Genomic DNA, 25,455 nt, shown 5'->3' with positions numbered 1-25,455 from the left:
ACCCCCCTTCAACCCACGGAGTAATCTCAAGGATGCGATTAACGACGAAGTTCTCAGCTTTTATTACCTTGCTGACGGGGCTGACCATATTTGTCACGCTAATCGGCTGCTCGCTGAGCTTTTACAATGCCATCCAGGATAAGCTGGTTAACCGGGTTGAATCGGTTGCATCGGTTATCGACACTCGCCTGATTACAACCTCCTTCCCGGCGCTTTCGCGTGAGCTGGATGAGTTAATGGTGCCTGTGGATATAGTGCAGATCGACATTAAACAGGGGAAGCAGACCGTTTTCAGCCATACCCGCCAGGGCAGCTATCGTCCTGCCGGCACGGTAGATCAGTATCGGGACGTTACGGTTCATTCGCTTAAACATCCGGGTATGACAATTCATCTGATGTACCAGGATCCGATGAGCAACTATTTACGCTCGCTCATGACCACCGCGCCCTTAACCATCGCCGTTGCCTTTATCGTACTGCTGATTTTCCTCGCGGTTCGCTGGCAGCGTCGTCAACTTTCCGGCCAGGAACTGCTGGAAACACGCTCCGTGCGGATACTGAATGGCGAGAGGGGTCCGCAGGTGCGGGGATCGGTTTATGAATGGCCATCACGCACCAGTAGCGCCCTGGACGTGCTGCTCTCCGAAATCCAGTTTGCCAGCGATCAGCGTAGCCGTATGGACACGTTAATTCGCTCTTACGCCGCGCAGGATAACAAAACGGGCCTGAACAACCGTCTCTTCTTTGATAATCAGCTGGCTACGCTTCTTGATGACCCCGAAAAGGTGGGTACGCATGGCGTGGTAATGATGATTCGCCTGCCCGACTTCGATCTGCTCCGTGATACCTGGGGCCAGCGCGTGGCGGAAGAGAACCTCTTCACGCTGATTAACCTGCTGTCCACCTTTATTATGCGCTACCCCGGCGCGTTACTGGCACGCTACCACCGCAGCGACTTTGCCGTCTTGCTGCCGCATCGCACCTTAAAGGAGTCCGAGAGTATCGCCAGCCAGCTGCTGAAAGCCGTCGATGCGCTGCCCCAGAGCAAAATGCTCGACAGAGACGACATGGTGCATATGGGCATCTGTGCCTGGCGCGGCGGTCAGTCAACGGAGCAGGTGATGGAACATGCGGAAGCGGCCACGCGTAACGCCGTATTGCAGGGGGCGAACGGCTGGGCGGTCTATGATGATACGCTGCCGGAGAAAGGGCGTGGCAACGTGCGCTGGCGAACCCTGATTGAACAGATGCTGAGCCGGGGCGGGCCGCGCATCTATCAAAAACCGGCGGTCATGAAGAGTGGTCATGTCCATCATCGTGAGTTGATGTGCCGTATTTTTGATGGCACCGAAGAGGTTATCTCCGCGGAATATCTGCCCATGGTGTTGCAATTCGGATTGTCCGAAGAGTATGACCGTCAGCAAATCACCCGCCTCATTCCGTTTTTATCGTACTGGCCTGAAGAAAATCTGGCTTTGCAGGTGACCGTCGAATCGCTGATCCGTCCGCGCTTCCAGCGCTGGTTACGTGACACGTTAATGCAATGCGAAAAATCGCAACGCAAACGCATTATTTTTGAACTTGCAGAGGCAGATGTAGGTCAACACATCAGCCGGTTGCGCCCTGTGGTGCGTTTAATCAATGCGCTAGGGGCTCGTGTGGCGGTAACCCAGGCGGGTCTGACGCTGGTGAGCACCAGCTGGATCAAAGAGCTGGATGTTGAATTATTGAAGCTGCATCCGGGTCTGGTAAGGAATATTGAAAAACGCACCGAAAACCAGCTGCTGGTACAAAGCCTGGTGGAAGCGTGCAAAGGAACGCAAACGCAAGTATTTGCCGCAGGCGTACGTTCACGAAGTGAATGGCAGATGTTGACAGAGCGCGGCGTGACGGGCGGTCAGGGGGATTTTTTTGCCGCCTCTCAGCCGCTTGACACCAATGTGAAAAAATATTTGCAAAGATACTCTGTTTGACCTGCCGTTTACTTTGTTTTCACGTAGAATATCGCGCCTGTAGCTTTGAGTAAGACGAGCATAAAAGCCAGTGAACGACCTTTAATGGGTTACAAGTGAAAGTGAGGGACGCTGCTGTTTACTCAGCCCTGAGGGATTCAGGGGATGAATTTGTAACAAAGGAAACGTGCTGCACTAATTTTCACCGTAGCAGACGATTTTTGCGCCTTGTCGCTGCTGCGTGTGGTTGGTAAAGTAAGCGGATTTTGTTTTCCGCCCCAGCTTTCAGGATTATCCCTTAGTATGTTGAAAAAATTTCGTGGCATGTTTTCCAATGACCTGTCCATTGACCTGGGTACCGCGAATACCCTTATTTATGTAAAAGGACAAGGCATCGTATTGAATGAGCCTTCCGTTGTGGCCATTCGTCAGGATCGTGCCGGCTCGCCAAAAAGCGTGGCCGCAGTAGGTCATGATGCGAAGCAGATGCTGGGCCGTACGCCGGGCAACATCGCCGCGATCCGCCCAATGAAAGACGGCGTTATTGCTGACTTCTTCGTGACCGAAAAAATGCTTCAGCACTTCATCAAGCAGGTTCACAGCAACAGCTTCATGCGCCCAAGCCCGCGCGTGCTGGTGTGTGTGCCGGTTGGCGCAACCCAGGTTGAACGCCGTGCGATCCGTGAATCCGCTCAGGGTGCCGGTGCGCGTGAAGTATTCCTGATTGAAGAACCGATGGCTGCGGCAATTGGTGCGGGTCTGCCGGTTTCTGAAGCTACCGGTTCTATGGTGGTGGATATCGGTGGCGGTACCACTGAAGTGGCCGTTATCTCCCTGAACGGCGTGGTCTACTCCTCTTCCGTGCGTATCGGCGGTGACCGTTTCGACGAAGCCATCATCAACTACGTTCGTCGTAACTACGGCTCTCTGATCGGTGAAGCGACCGCAGAGCGCATCAAGCACGAAATCGGTTCTGCCTATCCGGGTGATGAAGTTCGCGAGATCGAAGTTCGTGGTCGTAACCTGGCGGAAGGCGTGCCACGCGGATTCACCCTGAACTCCAACGAAATCCTGGAAGCGTTGCAGGAGCCGCTGACCGGCATCGTGAGCGCGGTGATGGTTGCGCTGGAACAGTGCCCGCCAGAGCTGGCCTCCGATATCTCCGAGCGCGGTATGGTACTGACCGGTGGTGGTGCGCTGCTGCGTAACCTCGACCGCCTGTTAATGGAAGAGACAGGTATTCCTGTCGTAGTTGCAGAAGATCCACTGACTTGCGTCGCCCGTGGTGGTGGCAAGGCGCTGGAAATGATCGACATGCACGGCGGCGACTTGTTTAGCGAAGAGTAGTCGGGTGTGAGAGGGTAGCAATTTGCTACCCTTTCTCTCTGACGCGAGAATACGCATAGCCTATGAAGCCAATTTTTAGCCGTGGCCCGTCGCTACAGTTTCGCCTGATCCTGGCGGTTCTGGTTGCGCTCGGGGTCATTATTGCCGATAGCCGCCTCGGTACGTTCAGCCAGATCCGAACGTACATGGATACCGCCGTCAGTCCTTTCTACTTTATTTCAAATGGTCCCCGTGAACTGCTCGACTCCGTGTCGCAAACGCTTTCATCGCGTGACCAGCTCGAACTCGAAAACCGTGCGTTACGCCAGGAACTGCTGCTGAAAAACAGCGAGCTGCTGATGCTGGGGCAATATAAGCAGGAAAACGCACGCCTGCGTGAACTGCTTGGCTCGCCGCTGCGCCAGGATGAACAGAAAATGGTCACCCAGGTGATCTCCACCGTAAACGATCCGTACAGCGATCAGGTGGTGATTGATAAAGGCAGCGTGAACGGCGTATACGAAGGTCAGCCTGTCATCAGCGATAAAGGCGTCGTGGGCCAGGTTGTGGCGGTTGCCAAACTGACCAGCCGCGTGCTGCTGATTTGCGATGCCACCCATGCACTGCCGATTCAGGTGCTGCGTAACGATATTCGCGTGATTGCCGCCGGTAATGGCTGCACGGACGATCTGCAACTGGAACACCTGCCTGCCAACACGGATATCCGCGTGGGCGACGTGCTGGTGACGTCCGGTCTGGGCGGTCGTTTCCCTGAGGGCTACCCGGTTGCGGTTGTCTCTTCCGTGAAGCTCGATACTCAGCGTGCCTACACCGTGATTCAGGCGCGTCCAACGGCTGGCTTGCAGCGTTTGCGCTACCTGCTACTGCTGTGGGGCGCCGATCGTAACGGCGCTAACCCGATGACACCGGAAGATGTGCATCGCGTGGCCAATGAACGCCTGATGCAGATGATGCCGCAGGTGCTGCCTGCGCCGGATGCGATGGGACCACCTGCACCCGTACCGGCTCCGGCGACGGGGTTAACGCAGCCGCTGCCGGATGCGCCGCCACCGCCGCAAGTCTCGGGTGGAGGGCAGTAGTGGCCAGTTATCGTAGCCAGGGGCGCTGGGTAATCTGGCTCTCATTCCTCGTTGCACTATTGCTGCAAATTATGCCCTGGCCGGACGACATTCTTGTTTTCCGGCCAAACTGGGTATTGCTCATTTTGCTCTACTGGATCCTTGCCCTGCCGCACCGCGTAAATGTCGGCACAGGTTTTGTGATGGGTGCCATACTGGATCTTATCAGTGGCTCTACGCTTGGCGTCCGCGCCTTATCCATGAGCATTATTGCGTATCTCGTCGCACTCAAATTCCAGCTCTTTCGTAACCTTGCGCTCTGGCAACAGGCGCTGGTGGTGATGTTGTTGTCGCTCGCTGCGGATATCGTTGTTTTCTGGGCAGAGTTTTTAGTGATCAACGTCTCTTTCCGACCGGAAGTGTTCTGGAGTAGTGTAGTAAACGGTGTGCTCTGGCCGTGGCTGTTCCTGCTGATGCGTAAAATTCGCCAGCAGTTTGCCGTGCAATAAAAGGTTTCTATGACGTCTTTGTATCTTGCCTCCGGTTCTCCGCGTCGCCAGGAACTGCTCGCGCAGTTGGGTGTCTCCTTCGAACGCATCGTTACCGGTATCGAAGAAAAACGCGCTGAGGGTGAAAGCGCTCAGCAGTATGTCTCTCGTCTGGCGCGTGAAAAAGCGCAGGCGGGCGTCGCATGCGTGCCGCGTGACTTACCGGTGCTGGGTGCGGATACCATCGTCATTCTCAATGGTGAGGTGCTTGAGAAACCCCGCGACGCAGACCATGCGGCGCGGATGCTGCGTAGCATGTCCGGACAAACCCATCAGGTGATGACGGCGGTAGCGCTGGCAGACAGCCAGTACGTTCTGGATTGCCTTGTGGTAACGGAAGTGACGTTCAGAGTCCTCACCGACGAGGAGATCGCCGGCTATATCGCCAGCGGTGAACCTATGGATAAAGCAGGTGCATACGGTATTCAAGGGTTGGGTGGCTGTTTTGTCAGGAAGATAAATGGCAGCTATCACGCCGTAGTCGGCTTACCGCTGGTGGAAACGTATGAGTTGCTGAGCAATTTTAACTCACTGCGTGAGGGAAGGGATAATTATGACGGCTGAATTGTTGGTAAACGTAACGCCATCGGAAACCCGTGTGGCCTACATTGATGGTGGCATTCTTCAGGAAATTCATATTGAGCGTGAAGCGCGACGCGGAATCGTAGGCAATATCTACAAAGGTCGTGTCAGTCGTGTACTGCCGGGTATGCAGGCGGCTTTTGTAGATATTGGGCTCGATAAGGCGGCGTTTTTACATGCCTCCGATATCATGCCGCACACCGAATGCGTGGCAGGCGAAGAGCAAAAGCAGTTTGCCGTGCGCGACATTTCTGAGCTGGTGCGTCAGGGCCAGGATCTGATGGTGCAGGTGGTAAAAGATCCGCTGGGCACCAAAGGCGCGCGTCTGACCACCGACATCACCCTGCCTTCACGCTATCTGGTCTTTATGCCGGGGGCGTCGCACGTCGGCGTGTCACAGCGTATTGAGAGCGAAAGCGAGCGTGAGCGCCTGAAAAAGGTGGTCAGCGCCTACTGCGACGAGCAGGGCGGGTTTATTATCCGTACCGCGGCGGAAGGGATCAGCGAAGAAGATCTGGCCTCGGATGCGGCCTACCTGAAGCGCGTCTGGACCAAAGTGATGGAGCGTAAAAAACGCAACCAAACCCGCTACCGGTTGTACGGTGAGCTGGCGCTCGCTCAGCGCGTATTACGCGATTTCGCCGACGCCCAGCTTGACCGCATCCGCGTGGATTCCCGTCTGACGTACGAAGCCTTACTGGAGTTCACCGCCGAGTACATTCCGGAGATGCCGGGTCTGCTGGAGCATTACACCGGACGCCAGCCGATATTTGACCTCTATGACGTTGAAAACGAAATCCAGCGTGCGCTGGAGCGTAAGGTTGAGCTGAAATCAGGTGGCTATCTGATCATCGATCAAACCGAAGCGATGACCACCGTCGACATTAACACCGGCGCGTTCGTCGGCCATCGCAACCTCGATGACACCATCTTCAACACCAACATAGAAGCGACGCAGGCCATCGCGCGTCAGCTTCGTCTGCGTAATCTGGGCGGCATTATCATCATCGACTTTATCGATATGAACAATGAAGATCACCGCCGTCGCGTGCTGCACTCCCTGGAGCAGGCGCTGAGTAAAGATCGCGTGAAAACCAGCATCAATGGCTTCTCGCAGCTCGGTCTGGTGGAAATGACCCGGAAACGGACCCGCGAAAGCGTGGAACATGTCCTGTGTAATGAGTGTCCAACCTGCCATGGACGCGGAACGGTAAAGACGGTGGAGACGGTCTGCTACGAGATCATGCGTGAGATTGTCCGTGTCCATCATGCCTACGACTCAGACCGTTTTCTGGTCTATGCTTCCCCTGCGGTGGCGGAGGCCCTGAAAGGGGAAGAGTCGCACGCGCTGGCGGAAGTGGAAATCTTTGTCGGCAAACAGGTAAAAGTGCAAATTGAGCCGCTCTATAACCAGGAGCAGTTTGACGTCGTCATGATGTAAACGCAGTTCGCTGCGAGATTTAAGGCTGACAAGGAGAGACGCGTGAGGCGATTGCCGGGGATTTTACTGCTTACAGGGGCAACGCTGGTCGTGATTGTCGCGTTGCTCGTGAGCGGGCTGCGTCTCGCCTTGCCGCATCTGGACAGCTGGCGTCCGCAGATCCTGGCAAAAATCGAATCCGCCACCGGCCTGCCGGTGGACGTGAGCCATATCGAGGCAAGCTGGCAGAACTTTGGCCCGACGCTTGATGCGCGGGATATCCGCGCCAGCCTGAAAGATGGCGGCCACCTCAAAATCAAACGCGTCACCCTGGCGCTGGATGTCTGGCAAAGCCTGCTGCATCTGCGCTGGCAGTTTCGCGATCTCACCTTTTATCAACTTCAGCTGATGACTAACACGCCGCTGCAAAGCGGCGACAGCGATCGGGGGCTGGAAACCAGCCGTATCAACGATCTGTTCCTGCGGCAGTTCGATCATTTCGATCTGCGCGACAGCGAAGTGAGCTTTATTACCCTTTCCGGGCAGCGCGCTGAGCTGGCGATCCCACAGCTGACCTGGCTTAACGGGAAAGATCGCCACCGCGCCGAGGGGCAGGTGAATCTCTCCAGCCTGAACGGGCAGCACGGCGTGATGCAGGTGCGGATGGATCTGCGTGACGACAATGGCCTGCTGAACAACGGCAGGGTGTGGCTACAGGCGGACGACGTGGATGTGAAGCCGTGGCTCGGTGAGTGGCTACAGCAGAATATGCAGCTGGAGACCGCGCGCTTCAGCCTGGAAGGCTGGATGACCCTGACGAACGGGGCGTTCGCCAGCGGCGATATCTGGCTTAAGCAGGGGGGCGCGAGCTGGAAGGGGGAAAACCATCAGCATCAACTTTCCGTCGATAACCTCACCGCACACGTGACGCAGGATAAAGGCGGCTGGCAGTTCGCTATCCCGGATACGCGCATCTCCATGGATAACAAACCCTGGCCGCGCGGCGCGCTGACGCTGGCGTGGATGCCGGAACAGGACGTCGGCGGGATAAACGGTAAACGCAGCGACGAGCTGCGTATCCGCGCCAGTAACCTGGATCTGACGGCGATCGAAGGGCTGCGTTCAATGGCCGCAAAACTCTCCCCGGAGCTGGGCGAAATCTGGCTGGCGACGCAGCCGAGCGGGCAGATAAACCGGCTGGCGCTGGATATTCCGCTCCAGGCTACGGAAAAGACGCGTTTTCAGGCGGCATGGAAAAACCTCGCATGGAAACAGTGGAAACTGCTGCCGGGTGCCGAGCACTTCAGCGGTAAACTGGAAGGAAGCGTGGAAAACGGCAGGCTGACGGCAGAAATGCAGGACGCGAAAATGCCGTACGAAACGGTTTTCCGTGCGCCACTGGAGATCGAAAAGGGAAATGCCACCCTCAACTGGCTGAAGAATGACAAAGGTTTTCAGCTCGATGGCCGCGATATCGATGTGAAAGCCAAAGCGGTCCATGCGCGCGGTAATTTTCGTTATCTACAGCCTGAAGGCGATGAGCCGTGGCTGGGTATTCTGGCGGGCATCAGCACGGATGACGGTTCACAGGCGTGGCGCTATTTCCCGGAAAACCTGATGGGGAAAGCGCTGGTGGACTATCTCAGCGGCGCCATTCAGGGCGGCCAGGCGGATAACGCCACGCTGGTCTACGGCGGCAACCCGCACCTGTTCCCGTATAAGCACAACGAAGGCCAGTTCCAGGTTCTGGTGCCGCTACGCAACGCCACCTATGCCTTCCAGCCGGACTGGCCGGCGCTGAAGAATCTGGATATTGAACTCAACTTCCTGAATGACGGCCTGTGGATGAAGACGGACAACGTTGCGCTGGGCGGCATAACGGCAAGCAACCTGACGGCAAACATCCCGGATTACTCCAAAGAGAAACTGCTGATTGATGCGGATATTAAGGGGCCGGGCAAAGCGGTTGGCCCGTACTTTGAAGATACGCCGCTGAATGACTCCCTGGCAGCCACCCTTCAGCAGTTGCAATTAGATGGCGATGTGAATGCTCGCTTACATCTGGATATCCCGCTGGACGGTGAAATGACCACCGCCAAAGGCGACGTTCGCCTTAATAACAACAGCCTCTATATCAAGCCGCTGGACAGCACGCTGAACAACCTCAGCGGTCAGTTCAGCTTTGTTAACGGCACGCTGAAAAGTGAGCCGCTGAAAGCGACCTGGTTCAATCAACCCGTCAATATCGATTTCTCCACTACCGAGGGCGATAAAGCCTACCAGGTGGCGGTCAATATGGACGCGAACTGGCAGCCGTCACGCATGGATGTTCTGCCGAAGCCGATTGAGAATGCGGTGGACGGCGCGGTGTCATGGAATGGCAAGGTCGCCATCGACCTGCCTTATCATGCCGGTGCGCGCTATAACGTCGACATTACGGGCGATCTGAAAAACCTCAGCAGCCAGCTTCCCGCGCCGCTGAATAAGAAAAGCGGTGAAGCATTGCCCGTCAACGTTAAGGTTGCGGGCAACCTTAACAGCTTCGATTTAACCGGAAATGCTGGCGGCACAAACCACTTCAATAGCCGCTGGCTGCTTAACCGCAAGCTGACGCTGGACAGGGCGATCTGGACGACGGACAGCCGTACCACGCCGCCGCTGCCGGAGCAGGCGGGCGTTGAACTGAATCTCCCGCCGATGGATGGCGCAGAGTGGCTGGCACTGTTCCAGAAAGGTGTCGGGCAAAACGTCGACCAAACGGCGCAGTTCCCGCAGTCCATTACCTTGCGAACGCCTGCGCTGACGCTGGGCGGGCAGCAGTGGAACAACCTGAGTATTGTCTCCCGGCCGACGGTAAACGGCTCAAAGGTCGAAGCGCAGGGGCGTGAGATTAACGGTTCGTTGACGATGCGCGATAACGCCCCATGGCAGGCGGCTATCCGTTATCTCTATTACAACCCGACCTTTGCGGCATCTCACGCTCAGTCGACAAGCGCTTCTCCGTTAAGCGAGGCCACGCGCGTGGATTTCAGCGGCTGGCCCGATCTCCAGCTACGCTGTGCGGAGTGCTGGCTGTGGGGGCAAAAATATGGCCGTATCGACGGTGATTTTGCTATTCAGGGCAATACGCTGAACCTCTCTGGTGGGCTGGTGGATACCGGCTTTGGCCGCATGACTGCCGCGGGCGAATGGGTGAACAAACCGGGTGAACAGCGCACCTCGCTGAAGGGCGATATTAAAGGCAACAAGCTGGACGCCGCGGCTAACTTCTTCGGCATTAGCACCCCGCTGCGCGGATCGTCCTTCGATGTGAATTACGATCTGCACTGGCGCGCTGCGCCATGGACACCCGATGAAGCTTCGCTTAACGGCATCCTGAAAACCAACTTCGGTAAGGGTGAGATTGCCGATGTGAGCACGGGGCGCGCCGGGCAGATCCTGCGTCTGCTGAGTTTTGACGCGCTGCTGCGCAAGCTGCGCTTCGACTTTAGCGACACCTTCAGCGAAGGTTTCTACTACGATTCCATTCGCAGCACGGCGTGGATCAAAGACGGCGTTCTGCACACCGACGACACGCTGGTGGACGGCCTGGAAGCGGATATCGCGATGAAAGGGTCAGTGGATCTCGTGCGCCGCGAGCTGGATATGGAAGCCGTGGTGGCGCCGGAGATTTCCGCAAGCGTGGGCGTTGCGGCAGCCTTTGTGGTTAACCCGATTGTCGGTGCGGCGGTGTTTGCGGCCAGTAAAGTGCTGGGGCCGCTCTGGAGCAAAGTCTCGATTCTGCGCTATCGCATTACCGGGCCGGTTGATAAACCACAGATTAATGAGGTGCTGCGCCAGCCGCGCAAAGAAGCACAGCAATGATTTGACGTGGGCAGGTAATTGCCTCACTCTCAATAAATACGATCTTTATACCGCCACGGGCGGCAACGAACGAGTAGCAATACGATGAGTCTGAACCTGGTAAGTGAACATTTGCTCGCAGCGAACGGCCTGAGCCATCAGGACCTGTTCTCCATTCTTGGTCAACTGACCGAACGCCGCCTCGACTACGGCGATCTCTATTTCCAGTCGAGCTATCACGAATCCTGGGTTTTAGAAGACAGCATCATTAAAGATGGCTCTTATAACATTGACCAGGGCGTCGGCGTGCGCGCCGTCAGCGGCGAAAAAACCGGTTTTGCCTATGCAGACCAGATAAGCCTGGCCGCGCTGGAGCAGAGCGCGCAGGCGGCGCGAACCATTGTGCGCGATACGGGCGACGGACGGGTGAAAACGCTGGGTGAAGTGCAGCACGCTGCGCTCTATACCAGCATCGACCCGCTGCAAAGCATGAGCCGCGAAGAGAAGCTGGACATCCTGCGTCGCGTGGACAAAGTGGCTCGCGCGGCGGATAAACGCGTGCAGGAAGTCTCTGCCAGCCTGACCGGGGTTTATGAACTGATTCTGGTGGCGGCGACGGACGGTACGCTGGCCGCCGACGTGCGTCCGCTGGTGCGTCTTTCTATTAGCGTTCAGGTTGAAGACGACGGCAAGCGCGAGCGCGGCTCAAGCGGTGGCGGCGGTCGTTTTGGCTATGACTGGTTCCTGGGCGATGTTGACGGCGAAGCCCGCGCAGATGCATGGGCAAAAGAAGCCGTGCGCATGGCGCTGGTTAATCTTTCTGCCGTGGCTGCACCCGCCGGTACGTTGCCGGTGGTACTGGGAGCAGGCTGGCCGGGCGTGCTGCTGCACGAAGCGGTCGGTCACGGCCTGGAAGGTGATTTCAACCGTCGCGGGACGTCCGTATTCAGCGGTCAGATGGGGCAGCTTGTCTCCTCCGAACTGTGTACCGTGGTGGATGATGGCACCATGCTCGACCGTCGCGGCTCGATTTCTGTCGACGATGAAGGTACGCCGGGTCAGTACAACGTGCTGATCGAAAACGGCGTACTGAAAGGCTACATGCAGGACAAGCTTAACGCGCGGCTGATGGGCGTTGCGCCGACGGGTAACGGCCGTCGCGAATCCTACGCGCACCTGCCGATGCCGCGCATGACCAACACCTACATGCTGCCGGGTAAATCCACGCCGCAGGAGATTATCGAATCCGTTGATTACGGGATCTTCGCGCCAAACTTTGGCGGCGGTCAGGTGGATATCACCTCCGGCAAATTTGTCTTCTCTACCTCAGAGGCGTATCTGATTGAGAAGGGCAAAGTGACCAAAGCGGTGAAGGGCGCAACCCTGATTGGATCCGGCATTGAGGCCATGCAGCAGATTTCCATGGTCGGTAACGACCTGAAACTGGATAACGGCGTGGGCGTTTGCGGCAAAGAGGGCCAGAGCCTGCCTGTGGGCGTCGGTCAGCCTACGCTGAAAGTGGATAATCTGACGGTGGGCGGCACGGCGTAAATTTTCCCCCGCACCCTAACCCTCTCCCCAACGGGGAGAGGGGAAAAGCCTACTCTTTCCTTCTGCCTCGCATGCCCTGAAACAGCTCCGCCACTTCCACAAAATAGTCCGTCAGATAGTTAATACAGACCTGCACCTTCAGCGGCAGCTTGTCCTTTTCGGTATAGAGCGCGTACACAGGGCGCGGATCGGACTGGTAGCGCGGGAAGAGGATCTCCAGCACGCCGCTGTTGATCTCGTTGATCACCCACATCAGCGGTACGTAGGCGATCCCGGCCCCGGCCACCAGCCAGCGTGAGATAGTCATCGGATCGTTGGTCACGAAGCGGCCTTCAGGCAGCAGTTTAGTGGAAAGCCCTTCCGGGGCGATCAGTTCAAATTCGTTATCTGGCCGAACGCTGTATTCCAGCCACGAGTGGTTGCTCAGGTCGGCAGGTTTTTCCGGCACGCCATACTGTGCCAGATAGCTTTTCGACGCGCAGACCACCATCGGCATGCTGCCCAGTCGACGCGAGAACAGGCTTGAGTCCTGCAACGCGCCAACGCGGATCACCACGTCTAACCCATCGGCAATCAGATCCGGTGCCGGAATGCCCGTAACCAGATTAACGGTTAAACCGGGGTACTCTTTCAGCATTTCCGCCGTCATGGCAGCGAGAACATTTTGTGCCATAGTTGAAGAACACCCGATACGCAGCGTGCCGATAGGGGTGTTGTTAAAGGCATAGAGCTGCTCGTGAACGTCCTGCACCTCATGCAGCATTCGACGGCAGCCCTGATAGTAAATTTTACCCGCTTCCGTCAGCCCAATGCTGCGGGTGCTGCGGTTGAGCAGCTTCACCTGAAGCTCATCTTCCAGTTTTGACACTGTCTGGCTAATGGATGAGACGCTCATTTGTAGCTGACGTGCTGCGGCGGTAAAAGAGCCTTGCTCAACCACTTTCGCAAAGACGGACATGCGTTTTAGACGTTCCATTATTCACTCTGGCTTAAAAGTGATTTAGATCACATATGATAGATAACAGCATAACAGTTACGTTAATATATTATTAATTACATAACGGCTGCGCCACTCTCGCCCGGCAATTCTTGCTCTCCTGCGGCGGCGCGAGCTTAAAAATCCAGTAACCTGCACTCTCTTTAATCAAGGTCAACATGAGTCTGTTTCCCGTTATCGTGGTGTTCGGTTTGTCGTTCCCACCGATATTTTTCGAGCTTCTTTTATCACTGGCGATCTTCTGGCTGGTGCGCAAGGTGCTGGTCCCTACCGGGATTTATGATTTCGTCTGGCATCCTGCATTGTTCAATACCGCGCTGTATTGCTGCCTGTTCTATTTAATATCGCGCATGTTTGTCTGAGGTTGATGTGAAAACGCTAACAAGAAAAATCTCCCGCACTGCCATCACTATGGCGCTGGTCATCCTGGCGTTCATCGCTATTTTTCGCGCCTGGGTTTATTACACCGAATCCCCGTGGACGCGCGATGCGCGTTTCAGCGCGGAGGTGGTCGCGATAGCGCCCGATGTCGCCGGTCTCATTACGGCGGTCAACGTCCACGATAACCAACTGGTGAAAAAAGATCAGGTACTGTTCACCATCGACCAGCCGCGCTATCAAAAAGCGCTGGAAGAAGCGGAAGCCGACGTAGCGTATTACAACGCGCTGGCCGCTGAAAAACGCCGTGAAGCAGGACGCCGTAACAAGCTGGGCATCCAGGCTATGTCCCGGGAAGAGATTGACCAGTCCAATAACGTGCTGCAAACCGTGCTGCATCAGCTGGCAAAAGCGCAGGCGACGCGCGATCTGGCGAAGCTCGATCTGGAACGTACCGTTATCCGCGCCCCGTCCGATGGCTGGGTGACCAACCTCAACGTCTATGCGGGTGAGTTTATCACGCGCGGCTCTACTGCCGTGGCGCTGGTGAAACAGAACTCTTTCTACGTCCTCGCCTATATGGAAGAGACCAAGCTGGAAGGCGTGCGTCCGGGCTATCGCGCCGAAATCACGCCGCTCGGCAGCAACCGGGTCCTGAAGGGAACCGTGGACAGCGTGGCCGCGGGGGTGACCAACTCCAGCAGTACCAATGATTCAAAAGGGATGGCGACCGTCGATTCTAACCTCGAGTGGGTACGCCTGGCGCAGCGCGTACCGGTACGCATTCGTCTGGATGAGCAGCAGAGCAACCTCTGGCCCGCAGGCACCACGGCGACGGTGGTGATCACGGGTGAAAAAGACCGTGATGCCAGCCAGGATTCCATCTTCCGTCAAATCGCCCATCGCCTGCGCGAGTTTGGTTGATCGCTATGGGCATTTTTTCCATCGCCAGCCAGCACATCCGCTTCGCCGTGAAGCTGGCATGCGCCATTGTGCTGGCGCTGTTTGTTGGCTTCCATTTCCAGCTTGAAACGCCGCGCTGGGCCGTTCTGACCGCCGCGATCGTCGCCGCCGGTCCTGCCTTCGCGGCGGGTGGCGAACCTTACTCCGGGGCAATTCGCTATCGCGGAATGCTGCGTATTATCGGCACCTTTATCGGCTGTATCGCCGCCCTGACCATTATCATCCTGATGATCCGCACGCCGCTGCTGATGCTGATTGTGTGCTGTATCTGGGCGGGTTTTTGCACCTGGGTCTCTTCGCTGGTGAAGGTGGAGAACTCGTACGCCTGGGGCCTGGCGGGATATACCGCGCTGATTATTATCATCACCATTCAGAGTGAACCGCTGCTTGCTCCGCAGTTCGCCGTGGAACGTTGCAGTGAGATTGTCATTGGTATCGTCTGCGCGATTGTCGCGGATCTGCTTTTCTCTCCGCGATCCATCAAGCAGGAAGTCGATCGTGAGCTGGACGCGCTGATTGTTGCCCAGTACCAGCTCATGCAACTGTGCATTAAGCACGGCGACAGCGAAGAGGTCGACAAGGCCTGGAGTGCGCTGGTGCGCCGCACGCAGGCGCTGGAAGGGATGCGCAGTAATCTCAATATGGAGTCTTCCCGCTGGGAGCGGGCCAATCGTCGTCTGAAAGCGATCAATACCGTCTCGCTAACGCTGATCACCCAGGCGTGTGAAACCTACCTGATTCAGAACATCCGCCCCGAAGTGGTAACGGATACCTTCCGCGAACTGTTTGATGAGCCCGTGGAGACGGTGCAGGATGTGCATCGACAGCTTAAACGCATGCGTCGTGTGATTGCCTGGACGGGAGAACGGGATACGCCAGTCACCATTTATACCTGGGTTGGCGCCGCAACGCGTTACCTGCTCCTGAAACGCGGCGTGATTAGTAACACCAAAATCAGTGCGGCGGAAGAAGAGGTGTTACAGGGCGAAGTGGTGATCAAACCGGAATCCGCCGAGCGCCACCATGCGATGGTTAACTTCTGGCGTACCACCCTGGCCTGTATACTCGGCACGCTGTTCTGGCTGTGGACCGGCTGGACGTCCGGCAGCGGCGCGATGGTGATGATTGCCGTCGTCACCGCGCTGGCGATGCGTCTGCCCAACCCACGCATGGTCGCGATCGATTTTCTGTACGGCACCATTGCAGCGTTACCCATTGGCGCGCTCTACTTCCTGGTGATTATTCCCTCGACGCAGCAAAGCATGCTTTTGCTCTGCATCAGCCTGGCGGTGATGGCGTTCTTTATCGGGATCGAGGTACAAAAACGCCGTCTGGGATCGTTAGGCGCGCTGGCGAGCACGATTAACATCATCGTGCTGGATAACCCGATGACCTTCCATTTCAGCCAGTTCCTGGATAGCGCATTAGGTCAGCTGGTGGGCTGTTTCCTGGCGATGATGGTGATCCTGCTGGTGCGGGATAACTCTCAGGCGCGGACAGGGCGCGTACTTCTGAATCAGTTTGTGTCGGCCGCCGTATCGTCCTTGACCACCAACACCGCGCGGCGCAAGGAGAACCACCTGCCGGCGCTCTATCAGCAGTTGTTCCTGTTGCTGAATAAATTCCCGGGCGATGTCGCCCGCTTCCGCCTGGCGTTAATCATGATTATCGCGCACCAGCGTCTGCGGAACGCGCCAGTGCCGATCAACGATGATTTGTCCGCCTTCCACCGCCAGCTACGGCGAACGGCGGACCATGTGATATCGGCATCGAGTGATGACAAACGTCGCCGCTACTTTAAGCAACTGCTGGAGGAGCTGGATATCTACCAGGAGAAACTGCGGATCTGGGAAGCGCCGCCGCAGGTTACCGAGCCGGTAGAGCGGCTGGTGTTTATGCTGCGCCGCTACCAGAATGCGCTGACAGACAGCTAACGAAGAGAAAACCGACGCCAAAAGTGTCGGTTTTTTTGTGGCTATACTTATTCTTGCAGGTTCAAACATTCAGGAAGGGAGGACACATGACAACCCAGGCTCTTCAGGACAGTATTCTTTTTCAGACCGGGTATCTGGTTAACGGTATCTGGAAAACACTCGACACCACGTTTGATGTGCTAAACCCGGCCACGGGCGAGGTCATTGCGAAAGTGGCGAAAGCAGGAAAAGCCGAAACCGAAGAGGCCATTGCGGCCGCGACGAAGGCCTTTCCCGCATGGCGCGCAAAAACGGCAAAAGAGCGTTCCGCGATCCTCTATCGCTGGTATGAACTGATTATCGAGAATAAAAGCTGGCTCGGGCGGCTGATGACTACCGAGCAGGGCAAGCCGCTGAAAGAGGCTGAAGGTGAGGTGGACTACGCTGCCAGCTTCATTCAGTGGTTTGCCGAGCAGGCCAAGCGCGCCAACGGTGAAATCATTCCTCCGGTTAAACCCGGCTCCCGTATTCTGGCCACTCGTGAACCTGTCGGGGTGGTTGCTGCTATTACGCCATGGAACTTCCCGATGGCTATGCTCACCCGTAAGCTCGGCCCGGCGCTGGCAGCAGGATGTACCGGCGTCATCAAGCCTGCAAACAACACGCCGCTGAGCGCCTTTGCGCTGCTGACGCTGGCGAAGCAGGCCGGTGTGCCGGACGGTGTGCTGAATGCGGTCGCGGGGAGCACCTCAGAAATTAGCGACGCCATTATGGCCAGCCATGACGTGCGCAAAATCTCGTTTACGGGGTCAACCGCCGTCGGGAAAACGCTGGTTCGCAATTCCGCAGAGACCATGAAAAAGGTATCGATGGAGCTGGGCGGTAATGCGCCGTATATCGTCTTCGAGGACGCGGATATTGAGGCCGCCGTCAAAGGGGCGATCGCCAATAAGTTCCGTAACGCCGGGCAGGTCTGCGTCAGCGTAAACCGTTTCTATATTCAGGAGACGGTCTATGACAAGTTCGTCAATCAACTTGCCGATGCGGTAAAGACGCTGAAGGTGGGTAACGGTCTGGACGAGGGCGTCGTTGTCGGCCCGCTGATTGAGCCTTCAGCTGTCGAGAAAGTGCGTGAGCACGTCGAAGATGCGGTCGCGAAGGGCGCCACGGTGCTGGCTGGGGGTAAACCGCACGAACTTGGCGGCAACTTCTGGATGCCAACCGTACTCGGTGACTGCCATGAAGGCATGAAGCTGGCAGAAGAGGAGACCTTTGGTCCCGTTGCCGCCTGCTTCCGCTTCACGTCGGAAGACGAAGTGGTTATGCGCGCTAACAATACGCCTTACGGGCTGGCAGCCTACTTTTATACCCAGAATCTTTCGCGCGTGTTCCGCGTCTCACAGGCCATTGAGAGCGGCATGATCGGAATTAACGAATGTGCTGTGTCGACCGAGCTGGGTCCGTTTGGGGGCGTAAAAGAGTCCGGGCTGGGCCGCGAAGGGTCCGTGCTGGGGCTGGAGGAGTTTCTGGAAGTCAAAACCCTGCATATCGGGGGATTATAATAGACAGGGCGGCATTTGCCGCCCGCCTGTACCGGGTGGCTGGCAATGAAAATTTATACCTTTGATTTTGACGAAATTGAGAGTCAGGAAGACTTCTATCGCGAGTTTATTCGGGCGTTCGACCTGGAGCGGGGCAGCGTAAGCAATCTTGATATGCTGTGGGATGTGGTTACCGGCAATCATCTGCCGTTACCGCTGGAAATCGAATTTACCCATCTGCCTGAAAAACTGCGCAGACGCTTTGGCGCATTGATTTTACTGTTTGATGAAGCGGAGGAGGAGCTGGAAGGGCAACTGCGTTTCAACGTGCGCCAGTGATAAAAAAGCCCCTGACCGGGAGGTCAGGGGCAAGTCGTATGATGAGATACGACGAGGGTTTATTTGTACAGTTCTGCGGTAGCGTGCCAGTGGTCGCCACTGCGCGCTTCGATGATGCGATAGGATGACGCACCCTGTTCTTCCGCTTTTTTGTTCAGCATTTCGTGCATGTCCATCGGAGACGTACCGATGGCGCCAACAGAAACAGTCCCGATAGCCTGACGGGATTGTGCCTGTTCAGCATTAATAGTGTCGGCTGCAAACGCACCGAATGACAGGACTGACAGTACGCTCAGGGCAGCTACAGTGGTTTTAATTTTCATGATTATTTACCTCGTCAATTATTTTACTGGGGTCTTTGTTCTGTGACCCTCATCACAAAATCAAGTATACACTAATCACTCAAAAAATTAATACCAGGCTAATGGTTTCGTCTGTTATTACGTGTTAAAAAAATAATTTTTATAACGAGAATGCATAAAAAAGGGCGCTAAAGTGCGAGGTTTGTGGTTTTTTGATCTGTAAATCAAATGGATAAGCGAATTTGATTTTTTGTGCGATCTTGCGGCAGATCATTCACTGAATGAATGTTAACAGGCGGTAAAAAGCACTATTTGCAAAAGCAGCAGGCAGAGCAAAGCAGGGTAAAACGCGGCAACAGCAGAATGATCCCCCGCAGCCATGCGCTACGGGGCAGACAATTACAGCTCCTGTTCGAACAGGACCAGAATCGCTTCGTAGAGGTCTTTCACCGAGAAACCATTTGCCGGGGTGGTGAAAATGGTGTCATCACCGGCGATGGTTCCGAGGATCCCCTCTGCTTTACCCAGCGAGTCCAGCAGGCGGGCAATCAGCTGGGCTGCGCCCGGGCTGGTGTGGATCACGACCACGGCATCGTTATAGTCGATGTCCAGAACCAGGTTTTTCAGCGGGCTGGAGGTCGTTGGCACGCCAAGTTCAGCAGGCAGGCAATAAACCATTTCCATTTTGGCGTTGCGCGTACGCACCGCCCCAAACTTGGTTAACATGCGAGAGACCTTCGACTGGTTGATGTTGTCGAAGCCTTGTTCCTGCAACGCCTGAACAATTTCTCCCTGAGAACTGAATTTCTCTTCTTTGAGTAGCGCTTTAAACGCCTTCACTAATTCTTCTTGCTTAGACGAGCTTCGCATAAGTCACCCGGAATATGACGATAGAAACAACATTATTATGCATGTGGATGAATTTTTATGCAAATTATCTACCTGGCGGCAGGCTGAAATAATGTTATGAAAGGGAGAGATTTTATCAGATTTCGTTATCGGAAAACATGCCTGGGTCACGCCGCGCAAATAACCTTAAAAGTAAATTAAATGTTATCAAAATGATGTTGTTTTGGTGGCGTGGCAGGGTGTATTGTAACCCCCTCTTAATTCGTTGTTGCCTACAGCCCGATAGCATTCAGGTGAAGGCGAAAGACGTGCGACCTCAAATTCTTTAGCGATGAAAATTGTAATTAATGACGTGCTGAATTATGGTCGCCGCAACGGAGTTACAGATACTTAAGTTAACCATAATAAGGAGTTTAGGATGAAAGTCGCAGTCCTCGGCGCTGCTGGTGGTATCGGCCAGGCGCTTGCCCTACTACTGAAAACCCAACTGCCTTCAGGCTCAGAACTCTCCCTGTACGATATTGCTCCGGTAACCCCAGGTGTGGCGGTTGACCTGAGCCACATCCCGACAGCTGTGAAAATCAAAGGCTTCTCCGGTGAAGATGCGCGTCCTGCGTTGCAGGGTGCCGACGTGGTGCTGATCTCCGCAGGTGTTGCACGTAAACCGGGTATGGATCGTTCAGACCTGTTCAACGTCAACGCGGGCATCGTGAAAAACCTGGTTCAGCAGATCGCTGAAACCTGCCCGAAAGCGTGCATCGGGATCATCACCAACCCGGTGAACACCACCGTTGCCATCGCAGCAGAAGTGCTGAAGAAAGCAGGCATTTACGACAAGAACAAACTGTTCGGCGTAACTACGCTGGATATCATCCGCTCCAATACCTTCGTGGCCGAGCTGAAAGGCAAGCAGCCAACGGAAGTGGAAGTGCCGGTTATCGGCGGTCACTCTGGCGTGACCATCCTGCCTCTGCTGTCGCAGATCCCGGGCGTGAGCTTTACCGAGCAGGAAGTGGCTGACCTGACCAAACGTATTCAGAACGCAGGCACCGAAGTGGTGGAAGCGAAGGCGGGTGGCGGTTCTGCGACCCTGTCTATGGGTCAGGCGGCGGCACGTTTCGGCCTGTCTCTGGTTCGCGCGTTGCAGGGCGAAAAAGGCGTTGTTGAATGCGCCTATGTTGAAGGCGACGGTGAACACGCGCGCTTCTTCTCTCAGCCGCTGCTGCTGGGTAAAAACGGTGTTGAAGAGCGTAAGTCTATCGGTACGCTGAGCGCGTTTGAGCAAAACGCGATGGAAGGCATGCTGGATACGTTGAAGAAAGACATCACGCTGGGCGAAGAATTCGTTAACAAGTGATCTTGTCCCGGTAAAAAAAACGGAGCGCTAAGCTCCGTTTTTTTATGCCCGTCAGTTAGTGGCCGGGTATTCCTGAATGGTGACCTGAATCGTCAGCTTTTTGTCATTACGCATGACTTCAACAGGGATGATGGAGCCCGGGCGAATCTCAGCCACCTGGTCCATGGTTTCCAGCGCAGAGACCGCTGGCGTACCGTTGACGGAAAGGATAACGTCGTTCACCTGGATACCTGCGTTGGCCGCCGGGCCGCCAGGCGCCACTTCGTTGACCACAATCCCCTGGATCTGATCGATACCACCGCCCTGCGTATGCATCGGCGCGATTTCACGCCCGCCAATACCGATGTAGCCACGGATCACGCGGCCATCGCGGATCAGCTTGTCCATGATCTTGGTCGCCAGCTGGAACGGAATGGCAAAGCCAATCCCTTCCGGCGTTTCGCCGTCGTTGCTCTTGTCGAAGGAGAGGGTGTTAATGCCCATCAGTTCGCCCAGAGAGTTCACCAGCGCACCGCCGGAGTTACCGTGGTTGATCGAGGCGTCGGTTTGCAGGAAGTTCTGCCGCCCTGACGGGTTCAGGCCGATTCGACCGGTCGCGCTGATGATCCCCTGAGTGATGGTCTGGCCCAGGTTGTACGGGTTACCGATCGCCAGCACCACATCGCCGATGTGCGGCGTGCGTTTGCGATTAATCGGGATAGTCGGCAGACCGCCCGTGGCGTTGATCTTCAGCACCGCCAGATCGGTCAGGCTGTCCGACCCCACCAGCAGGGCTTCAAACACGCGGCCATCCTGCAAGGCGACGATAATCTGGTCGGCATCGTTAATGACGTGTTTATTGGTGATGATGTAGCCCCGGTCATCCATGATCACACCGGAACCGAGCGTGCGGATCTCCAGCTGGTTATGAGCGGAACTGTTAAGCCCGCGGTTATAGACGTTAACCACGGCGGGGGCGGCACGGCGTACCGCCTGATTGTACGTCGCAGGCGTTTCATCGGTGCTGTCGAACTGAGGAGCCGACAGTTTGTTGAACTGGCGTAAAGATGGCATAGCCACCAGCAGCAGACCGGCAACGATCAAACCAATGACAATTGAACGAAAGAGCTTTAAAAGCATGATGCGTGTGTCGTTAAAAAAGGAACGGTTTGCAGCATAACATGAGTTATCCGGACATCACACGCAGCGGCGATGTCCGGAGTCGCAAATGGTTAACGCAGTAAAATGTAGAGGGTGTCGTTGCCACGGATAATTTGCAGGGCAATGACCGCCGGTTTACTCTCCAGCACCTTACGCATTTCGGCAATAGACTGCACGCGAGTGCGGTTCACGCCCACGATCACGTCGTCCTGATGCAAACCTGCCTGCGCGGCCGGGCTGCTCTTCTCAACGGTCGTAACAGAAATGCCTTTCGTGCCGTTTTTAAGCTGACCGTCGCTCAGCGTAGCGCCCTGTAGAGCCGGGGAGATCTGTTCTGCGCTGGCGGAAGAGGAGGTGCTCTTATCCAGCGTCACTTCCACGGTCAGCGGTTTGCCCTCGCGGATCAGGCCCAGCTTCACTTTAGCGCCCGGCTCCGTGGTGGCAATGCGTGACCGTAATTCAGCGAAGCTGCTCAGCGGTTTATCGTTCAGGCTGACAATAACGTCGCCGGATTTCACGCCCGCTTTCGCAGAGCCTGAGTTGGGCAGCACTTCGCTGACAAACGCCCCGCGCTGGACGTTGAGCTTAAAGGCTTTGGCGATATCGGCGCTCATCTCCATGCCTTTGATGCCCAGCAGACCGCGCTTAACCTCGCCAAACTGAATCAGTTGTTGAGACAGGGTTTTCGCCATGTTACTCGGAATGGCAAAACCAATCCCGATGCTGCCGCCGCCTGGCGCGAGGATAGCGGTGTTGATGCCGATCAGCTCGCCGTTCAGATTAAGCAGCGCACCGCCGGAGTTGCCCCGGTTGATGGAAGCGTCGGTCTGAATGAAGTTTTCCAGCCCTTCGAGATTCAGGCCGCTGCGCCCCAGGGCGGAGACAATTCCGGAGGTGGCGGTCTGGCCTAAACCGAACGGGTTACCGACCGCGACGGCAAAATCACCGACGCGCAGCTTATCGGAATCTGCAATGGCGATCTGGGTCAGGTTGCTGGGGTTTTGCACCTGTAGCAGGGCGATATCACTCTGATCGTCACCGCCGATCAGTTTGGCGTCAAACTCCCGACCATCGTTCAGCTGAACGCTGATTTTATCGGCCTGGCTGATCACGTGGTTATTGGTCAGGATATAGCCCTTAGCCGCGTCGATAATCACCCCTGAGCCCAGGCCTTCAAACGGCTGAGCCTGCTGATCCGGCGCGTCTTCGCCAAAATATTTCTTCAGCTCTTCGGGAATACGCTGGCTTTGGCGTGCCGTCCCTTCCACCTGAACGCTGACTACCGCAGGCAGGACTTTTTCAAGCATCGGCGCAAGGCTGGGAATGGCTTCTTGTCCAGGCACCTGCGAAGGCAGTGCCGCACTGGCAGGGAAGGACGCCGAGAGAGATAACCCGACACTTAACGCTAAGGCGCTCAACAGCTGGTTTTTTTTCTTCATCGATGCTGACTCTCGTATCCTGGAATGAAAAAGAACGGCCCCAAAAACATCTTGATGTTATTGAATTTTCAACCGCTGAACAATGAGGTGTTTGACTAAATAATAGCTGGGGACGGGAAGAAAGGACGGGCGCATAAGGTGCGCCCGTAAAATTTATTCAGGTTGTGCGATTAATCGCGTTTTACGCCACCGCGCAGCAGGCCGGACGCGCCGTCTGAATAGTCGCGTGGCATCTGAACCGGTGCCTGATCGTTACCGGCTTCAGAATCAGCCAGACGATTGCGGAAGGGGTTGGTCTCCGCGGTCATTTCCGGCAGCAGGCTGCTGGAGCTTTTCGCCATGTGCTGGTAGAGCTGGCGATAATCTGTCGCCATGTTGTCCAGCAGCTCAGCGCTACGGGCAAAGTGGCTGACCAGCTCTTCGCGATACTCTTCCAGTTCGGCTTTGTTCTTTTCCAGTTCGTATTGCAGTGACTGCTGCTGACGCAATTTGCGGTTACCGAAACGCATGGCCACAGCACCAATGATGATGCCGACGACTAAACCGATTAGCGCATATTCCCAGGTCATGAACTTCTCCCGTTGTCTTGTTGTTCCGTAGGGTGTTGGCTCGGCTCCTGCCTGTGCCTGATTATGCCACTATAACCGCTATTTCCGCAGAAGTGGAATCCTGACGTATCATCGCGTAGTGTAGAACGGCCTTTTTTTCATCAGCCACGCGCGCTGGTGAGGTTTAACTAAAGGAATAACAACAACATCATGCAAAACCTGTCCCCTTCATCGCGTTACCAACTGGCCCTGAGCGAGGGCACACACCAGCCGGATGATGTCCAGCGTGAAGCGGTTAACCGCCTGGACACGATTTATCAGGAACTTCTGGCGAAACCCGCCGATGCGGTGCAGAGCAGTGGGCTGAAGGCGGCATTCGGCCGTTTGCTGGGCAAAAAAGAGCCCACGGCAAACGCACCGGTTCGTGGCTTATATATGTGGGGCGGCGTTGGGCGGGGTAAGACCTGGCTGATGGACATGTTCTACCAGAGCCTGCCCGGCACGCGTAAGCAGCGTCTGCACTTTCACCGTTTTATGCTGCGGGTCCATGAAGAGCTGACGGCGCTCCAGGGCGAAACCGACCCGCTGGACATCGTTGCCGATCGCTTTAAGGCGGAAACGGACGTGCTCTGCTTCGACGAGTTCTTTGTTTCCGATATTACGGATGCCATGCTGCTGGGGGGGCTTATGAAAGCGCTGTTTGCGCGTGGGATCACCCTGGTGGCGACCTCAAATATTCCACCGGATGAGCTTTATCGCAATGGTCTCCAGCGGGCGCGTTTCCTGCCGGCCATTGATGCTATCAAACAGCACTGCGACATCATGAACGTCGATGCCGGCGTCGATTATCGTCTGCGCACATTAACGCAGGCACACCTGTGGCTTTCGCCGTTGAACGCTGACACAGCCCGCGAGATGGATAAACTGTGGCTGGCGCTGGCGGGGGCGCCGCGGGGTAACGCGCCAGCGCTGGAGATTAATCATCGTCCGTTGCCGACGCTTGGCGTAGAAAACCAGACGCTGGCCGTCTCGTTTGCAACGCTCTGCGTGGACGCCCGCAGCCAGCATGACTACATTGCACTTTCGCGTCTGTTCCATACCGTTATGTTGTGGGATGTGCCCGTTATGACCCCACTCATGGAGAGCGAAGCGCGCCGCTTCATCGCGCTGGTAGATGAGTTTTACGAGCGCCACGTTAAGCTGGTGGTCAGCGCCGAGGTGCCTTTATATGAGGTTTATCAGGGCGAGCGCCTGAAGTTTGAGTTCCAGCGCTGCCTGTCGCGCCTGCAAGAGATGCAGAGCGAAGAGTACCTCAAGCGTGAGCATATGCCGTAATAAATGCTCCCCTCTCCCCGTGGGAGAGGGGAGCATTTATTACGGCATATGCT

At 56.0% G+C, this 25,455-nt stretch carries 21 protein-coding genes; 15 read left to right on the top strand and 6 right to left on the bottom strand.

All coding sequences use genetic code 11. The features are described from left to right. Positions 1 to 32: 32 nt before the first annotated feature. The 8 genes from csrD to tldD all read left to right on the top strand — a co-directional run bounded on the left by csrD (position 33) and on the right by tldD (position 12,301). Positions 33 to 1,973 carry an RNase E specificity factor CsrD gene (gene csrD / locus ACNQ0W_RS20030; protein WP_062933435.1) on the top strand — a complete coding sequence of 647 codons (1,941 nt, stop codon included), beginning with the start codon at positions 33 to 35 and terminating at the stop codon, positions 1,971 to 1,973. Positions 1,974 to 2,255: 282 nt separating this feature from the next. Then, positions 2,256 to 3,299, top strand: a complete 1,044-nt coding sequence (mreB, locus tag ACNQ0W_RS20025) for a rod shape-determining protein MreB (RefSeq protein WP_000913396.1) — start codon at positions 2,256 to 2,258, stop codon at positions 3,297 to 3,299. A gap of 62 nt (positions 3,300 to 3,361) precedes the next feature. Further along, entirely contained in the window at positions 3,362 to 4,378 is a 1,017-nt protein-coding gene (gene mreC / locus ACNQ0W_RS20020) for a rod shape-determining protein MreC (RefSeq protein ID WP_003860400.1), read from the top strand. After that, a complete protein-coding gene (mreD, locus tag ACNQ0W_RS20015; RefSeq protein ID WP_003860402.1) occupies positions 4,378 to 4,866 on the top strand; it encodes a rod shape-determining protein MreD in 489 nt (162 codons plus the stop codon). The genes mreC and mreD overlap by 1 nt, the downstream gene beginning before the upstream one ends. A 9-nt stretch (positions 4,867 to 4,875) precedes the next feature. After that, positions 4,876 to 5,469, top strand: coding sequence for a Maf family protein (locus ACNQ0W_RS20010; protein ID WP_040118162.1), 594 nt, complete (start codon positions 4,876 to 4,878; stop codon positions 5,467 to 5,469). After that, positions 5,459 to 6,928: a ribonuclease G gene (gene rng, locus ACNQ0W_RS20005; RefSeq protein WP_003860405.1), complete on the top strand. Its 1,470-nt coding sequence runs from the start codon at positions 5,459 to 5,461 to the stop codon at positions 6,926 to 6,928. The genes ACNQ0W_RS20010 and rng overlap by 11 nt, the downstream gene beginning before the upstream one ends. A gap of 42 nt (positions 6,929 to 6,970) precedes the next feature. After that, the gene (yhdP, locus tag ACNQ0W_RS20000) at positions 6,971 to 10,771 is read left to right on the top strand and encodes an AsmA2 domain-containing protein YhdP (protein WP_062933434.1); all 3,801 of its coding nucleotides are present in this window, start codon (positions 6,971 to 6,973) and stop codon (positions 10,769 to 10,771) included. A gap of 84 nt (positions 10,772 to 10,855) precedes the next feature. Beyond that, positions 10,856 to 12,301 carry a metalloprotease TldD gene (gene tldD, locus ACNQ0W_RS19995; RefSeq protein WP_045340029.1) on the top strand — a complete coding sequence of 482 codons (1,446 nt, stop codon included), beginning with the start codon at positions 10,856 to 10,858 and terminating at the stop codon, positions 12,299 to 12,301. 49 nt (positions 12,302 to 12,350) lie between these two features. On the opposite strand, the gene aaeR is transcribed toward tldD, so the two are convergent. Continuing rightward, positions 12,351 to 13,277 (bottom strand): HTH-type transcriptional activator AaeR, encoded by a 927-nt coding sequence (aaeR, locus tag ACNQ0W_RS19990; RefSeq protein ID WP_003860415.1) that lies wholly within the window; start codon positions 13,275 to 13,277, stop codon positions 12,351 to 12,353. A 179-nt stretch (positions 13,278 to 13,456) separates the two neighbouring features. Between aaeR and aaeX the strand changes: the two genes are divergently transcribed. The 5 genes from aaeX (at position 13,457) to ACNQ0W_RS19965 (ending at position 18,432) form a co-directional block, all read left to right on the top strand. Further along, positions 13,457 to 13,660 carry a p-hydroxybenzoic acid efflux pump operon protein AaeX gene (aaeX, locus tag ACNQ0W_RS19985; RefSeq protein WP_003860416.1) on the top strand — a complete coding sequence of 68 codons (204 nt, stop codon included), beginning with the start codon at positions 13,457 to 13,459 and terminating at the stop codon, positions 13,658 to 13,660. Between the two features lie 7 nt (positions 13,661 to 13,667). Further along, positions 13,668 to 14,600, top strand: a complete 933-nt coding sequence (gene aaeA / locus ACNQ0W_RS19980; RefSeq protein WP_062933449.1) for a p-hydroxybenzoic acid efflux pump subunit AaeA — start codon at positions 13,668 to 13,670, stop codon at positions 14,598 to 14,600. Between the two features lie 5 nt (positions 14,601 to 14,605). Continuing rightward, positions 14,606 to 16,573, top strand: coding sequence for a p-hydroxybenzoic acid efflux pump subunit AaeB (gene aaeB, locus ACNQ0W_RS19975; RefSeq protein ID WP_116329943.1), 1,968 nt, complete (start codon positions 14,606 to 14,608; stop codon positions 16,571 to 16,573). A gap of 86 nt (positions 16,574 to 16,659) precedes the next feature. Next, entirely contained in the window at positions 16,660 to 18,114 is a 1,455-nt protein-coding gene (locus ACNQ0W_RS19970) for an NAD-dependent succinate-semialdehyde dehydrogenase (protein WP_062933432.1), read from the top strand. Positions 18,115 to 18,159: 45 nt separating this feature from the next. Continuing rightward, entirely contained in the window at positions 18,160 to 18,432 is a 273-nt protein-coding gene (locus ACNQ0W_RS19965) for a barstar family protein (protein ID WP_048246795.1), read from the top strand. A 59-nt stretch (positions 18,433 to 18,491) separates the two neighbouring features. Here ACNQ0W_RS19965 and yhcN read toward each other — a convergent pair whose 3' ends face one another. Then, entirely contained in the window at positions 18,492 to 18,755 is a 264-nt protein-coding gene (yhcN, locus tag ACNQ0W_RS19960) for a peroxide/acid stress response protein YhcN (RefSeq protein ID WP_006812160.1), read from the bottom strand. Between the two features lie 378 nt (positions 18,756 to 19,133). Further along, positions 19,134 to 19,604, bottom strand: coding sequence for a transcriptional regulator ArgR (gene argR / locus ACNQ0W_RS19955; RefSeq protein ID WP_003860428.1), 471 nt, complete (start codon positions 19,602 to 19,604; stop codon positions 19,134 to 19,136). A 397-nt stretch (positions 19,605 to 20,001) separates the two neighbouring features. Between argR and mdh the strand changes: the two genes are divergently transcribed. Beyond that, positions 20,002 to 20,940: a malate dehydrogenase gene (mdh, locus tag ACNQ0W_RS19950; protein WP_116329942.1), complete on the top strand. Its 939-nt coding sequence runs from the start codon at positions 20,002 to 20,004 to the stop codon at positions 20,938 to 20,940. A 51-nt stretch (positions 20,941 to 20,991) separates the two neighbouring features. On the opposite strand, the gene degS is transcribed toward mdh, so the two are convergent. From degS to zapG, 3 genes are all read right to left on the bottom strand, one after another. Next, on the bottom strand, positions 20,992 to 22,059 hold the full coding sequence (gene degS / locus ACNQ0W_RS19945) for an outer membrane-stress sensor serine endopeptidase DegS (protein ID WP_003860430.1): 1,068 nt from the start codon (positions 22,057 to 22,059) through the stop codon (positions 20,992 to 20,994). A gap of 92 nt (positions 22,060 to 22,151) precedes the next feature. Continuing rightward, positions 22,152 to 23,519, bottom strand: coding sequence for a serine endoprotease DegQ (gene degQ / locus ACNQ0W_RS19940; protein WP_006812158.1), 1,368 nt, complete (start codon positions 23,517 to 23,519; stop codon positions 22,152 to 22,154). A gap of 170 nt (positions 23,520 to 23,689) precedes the next feature. Beyond that, positions 23,690 to 24,088, bottom strand: coding sequence for a Z-ring associated protein ZapG (zapG, locus tag ACNQ0W_RS19935; RefSeq protein WP_003860432.1), 399 nt, complete (start codon positions 24,086 to 24,088; stop codon positions 23,690 to 23,692). Between the two features lie 189 nt (positions 24,089 to 24,277). Between zapG and zapE the strand changes: the two genes are divergently transcribed. Beyond that, positions 24,278 to 25,402 carry a cell division protein ZapE gene (gene zapE, locus ACNQ0W_RS19930; RefSeq protein ID WP_062933431.1) on the top strand — a complete coding sequence of 375 codons (1,125 nt, stop codon included), beginning with the start codon at positions 24,278 to 24,280 and terminating at the stop codon, positions 25,400 to 25,402. Positions 25,403 to 25,455: the final 53 nt, after the last annotated feature.

It is taken from the genome of Enterobacter cloacae complex sp. 6730903, assembly GCF_048283985.1.
In the GTDB taxonomy this organism is placed as follows: domain Bacteria; phylum Pseudomonadota; class Gammaproteobacteria; order Enterobacterales; family Enterobacteriaceae; genus Enterobacter; species Enterobacter hormaechei_C.
This window is presented reverse-complemented; position numbering and strand designations above follow the sequence as displayed.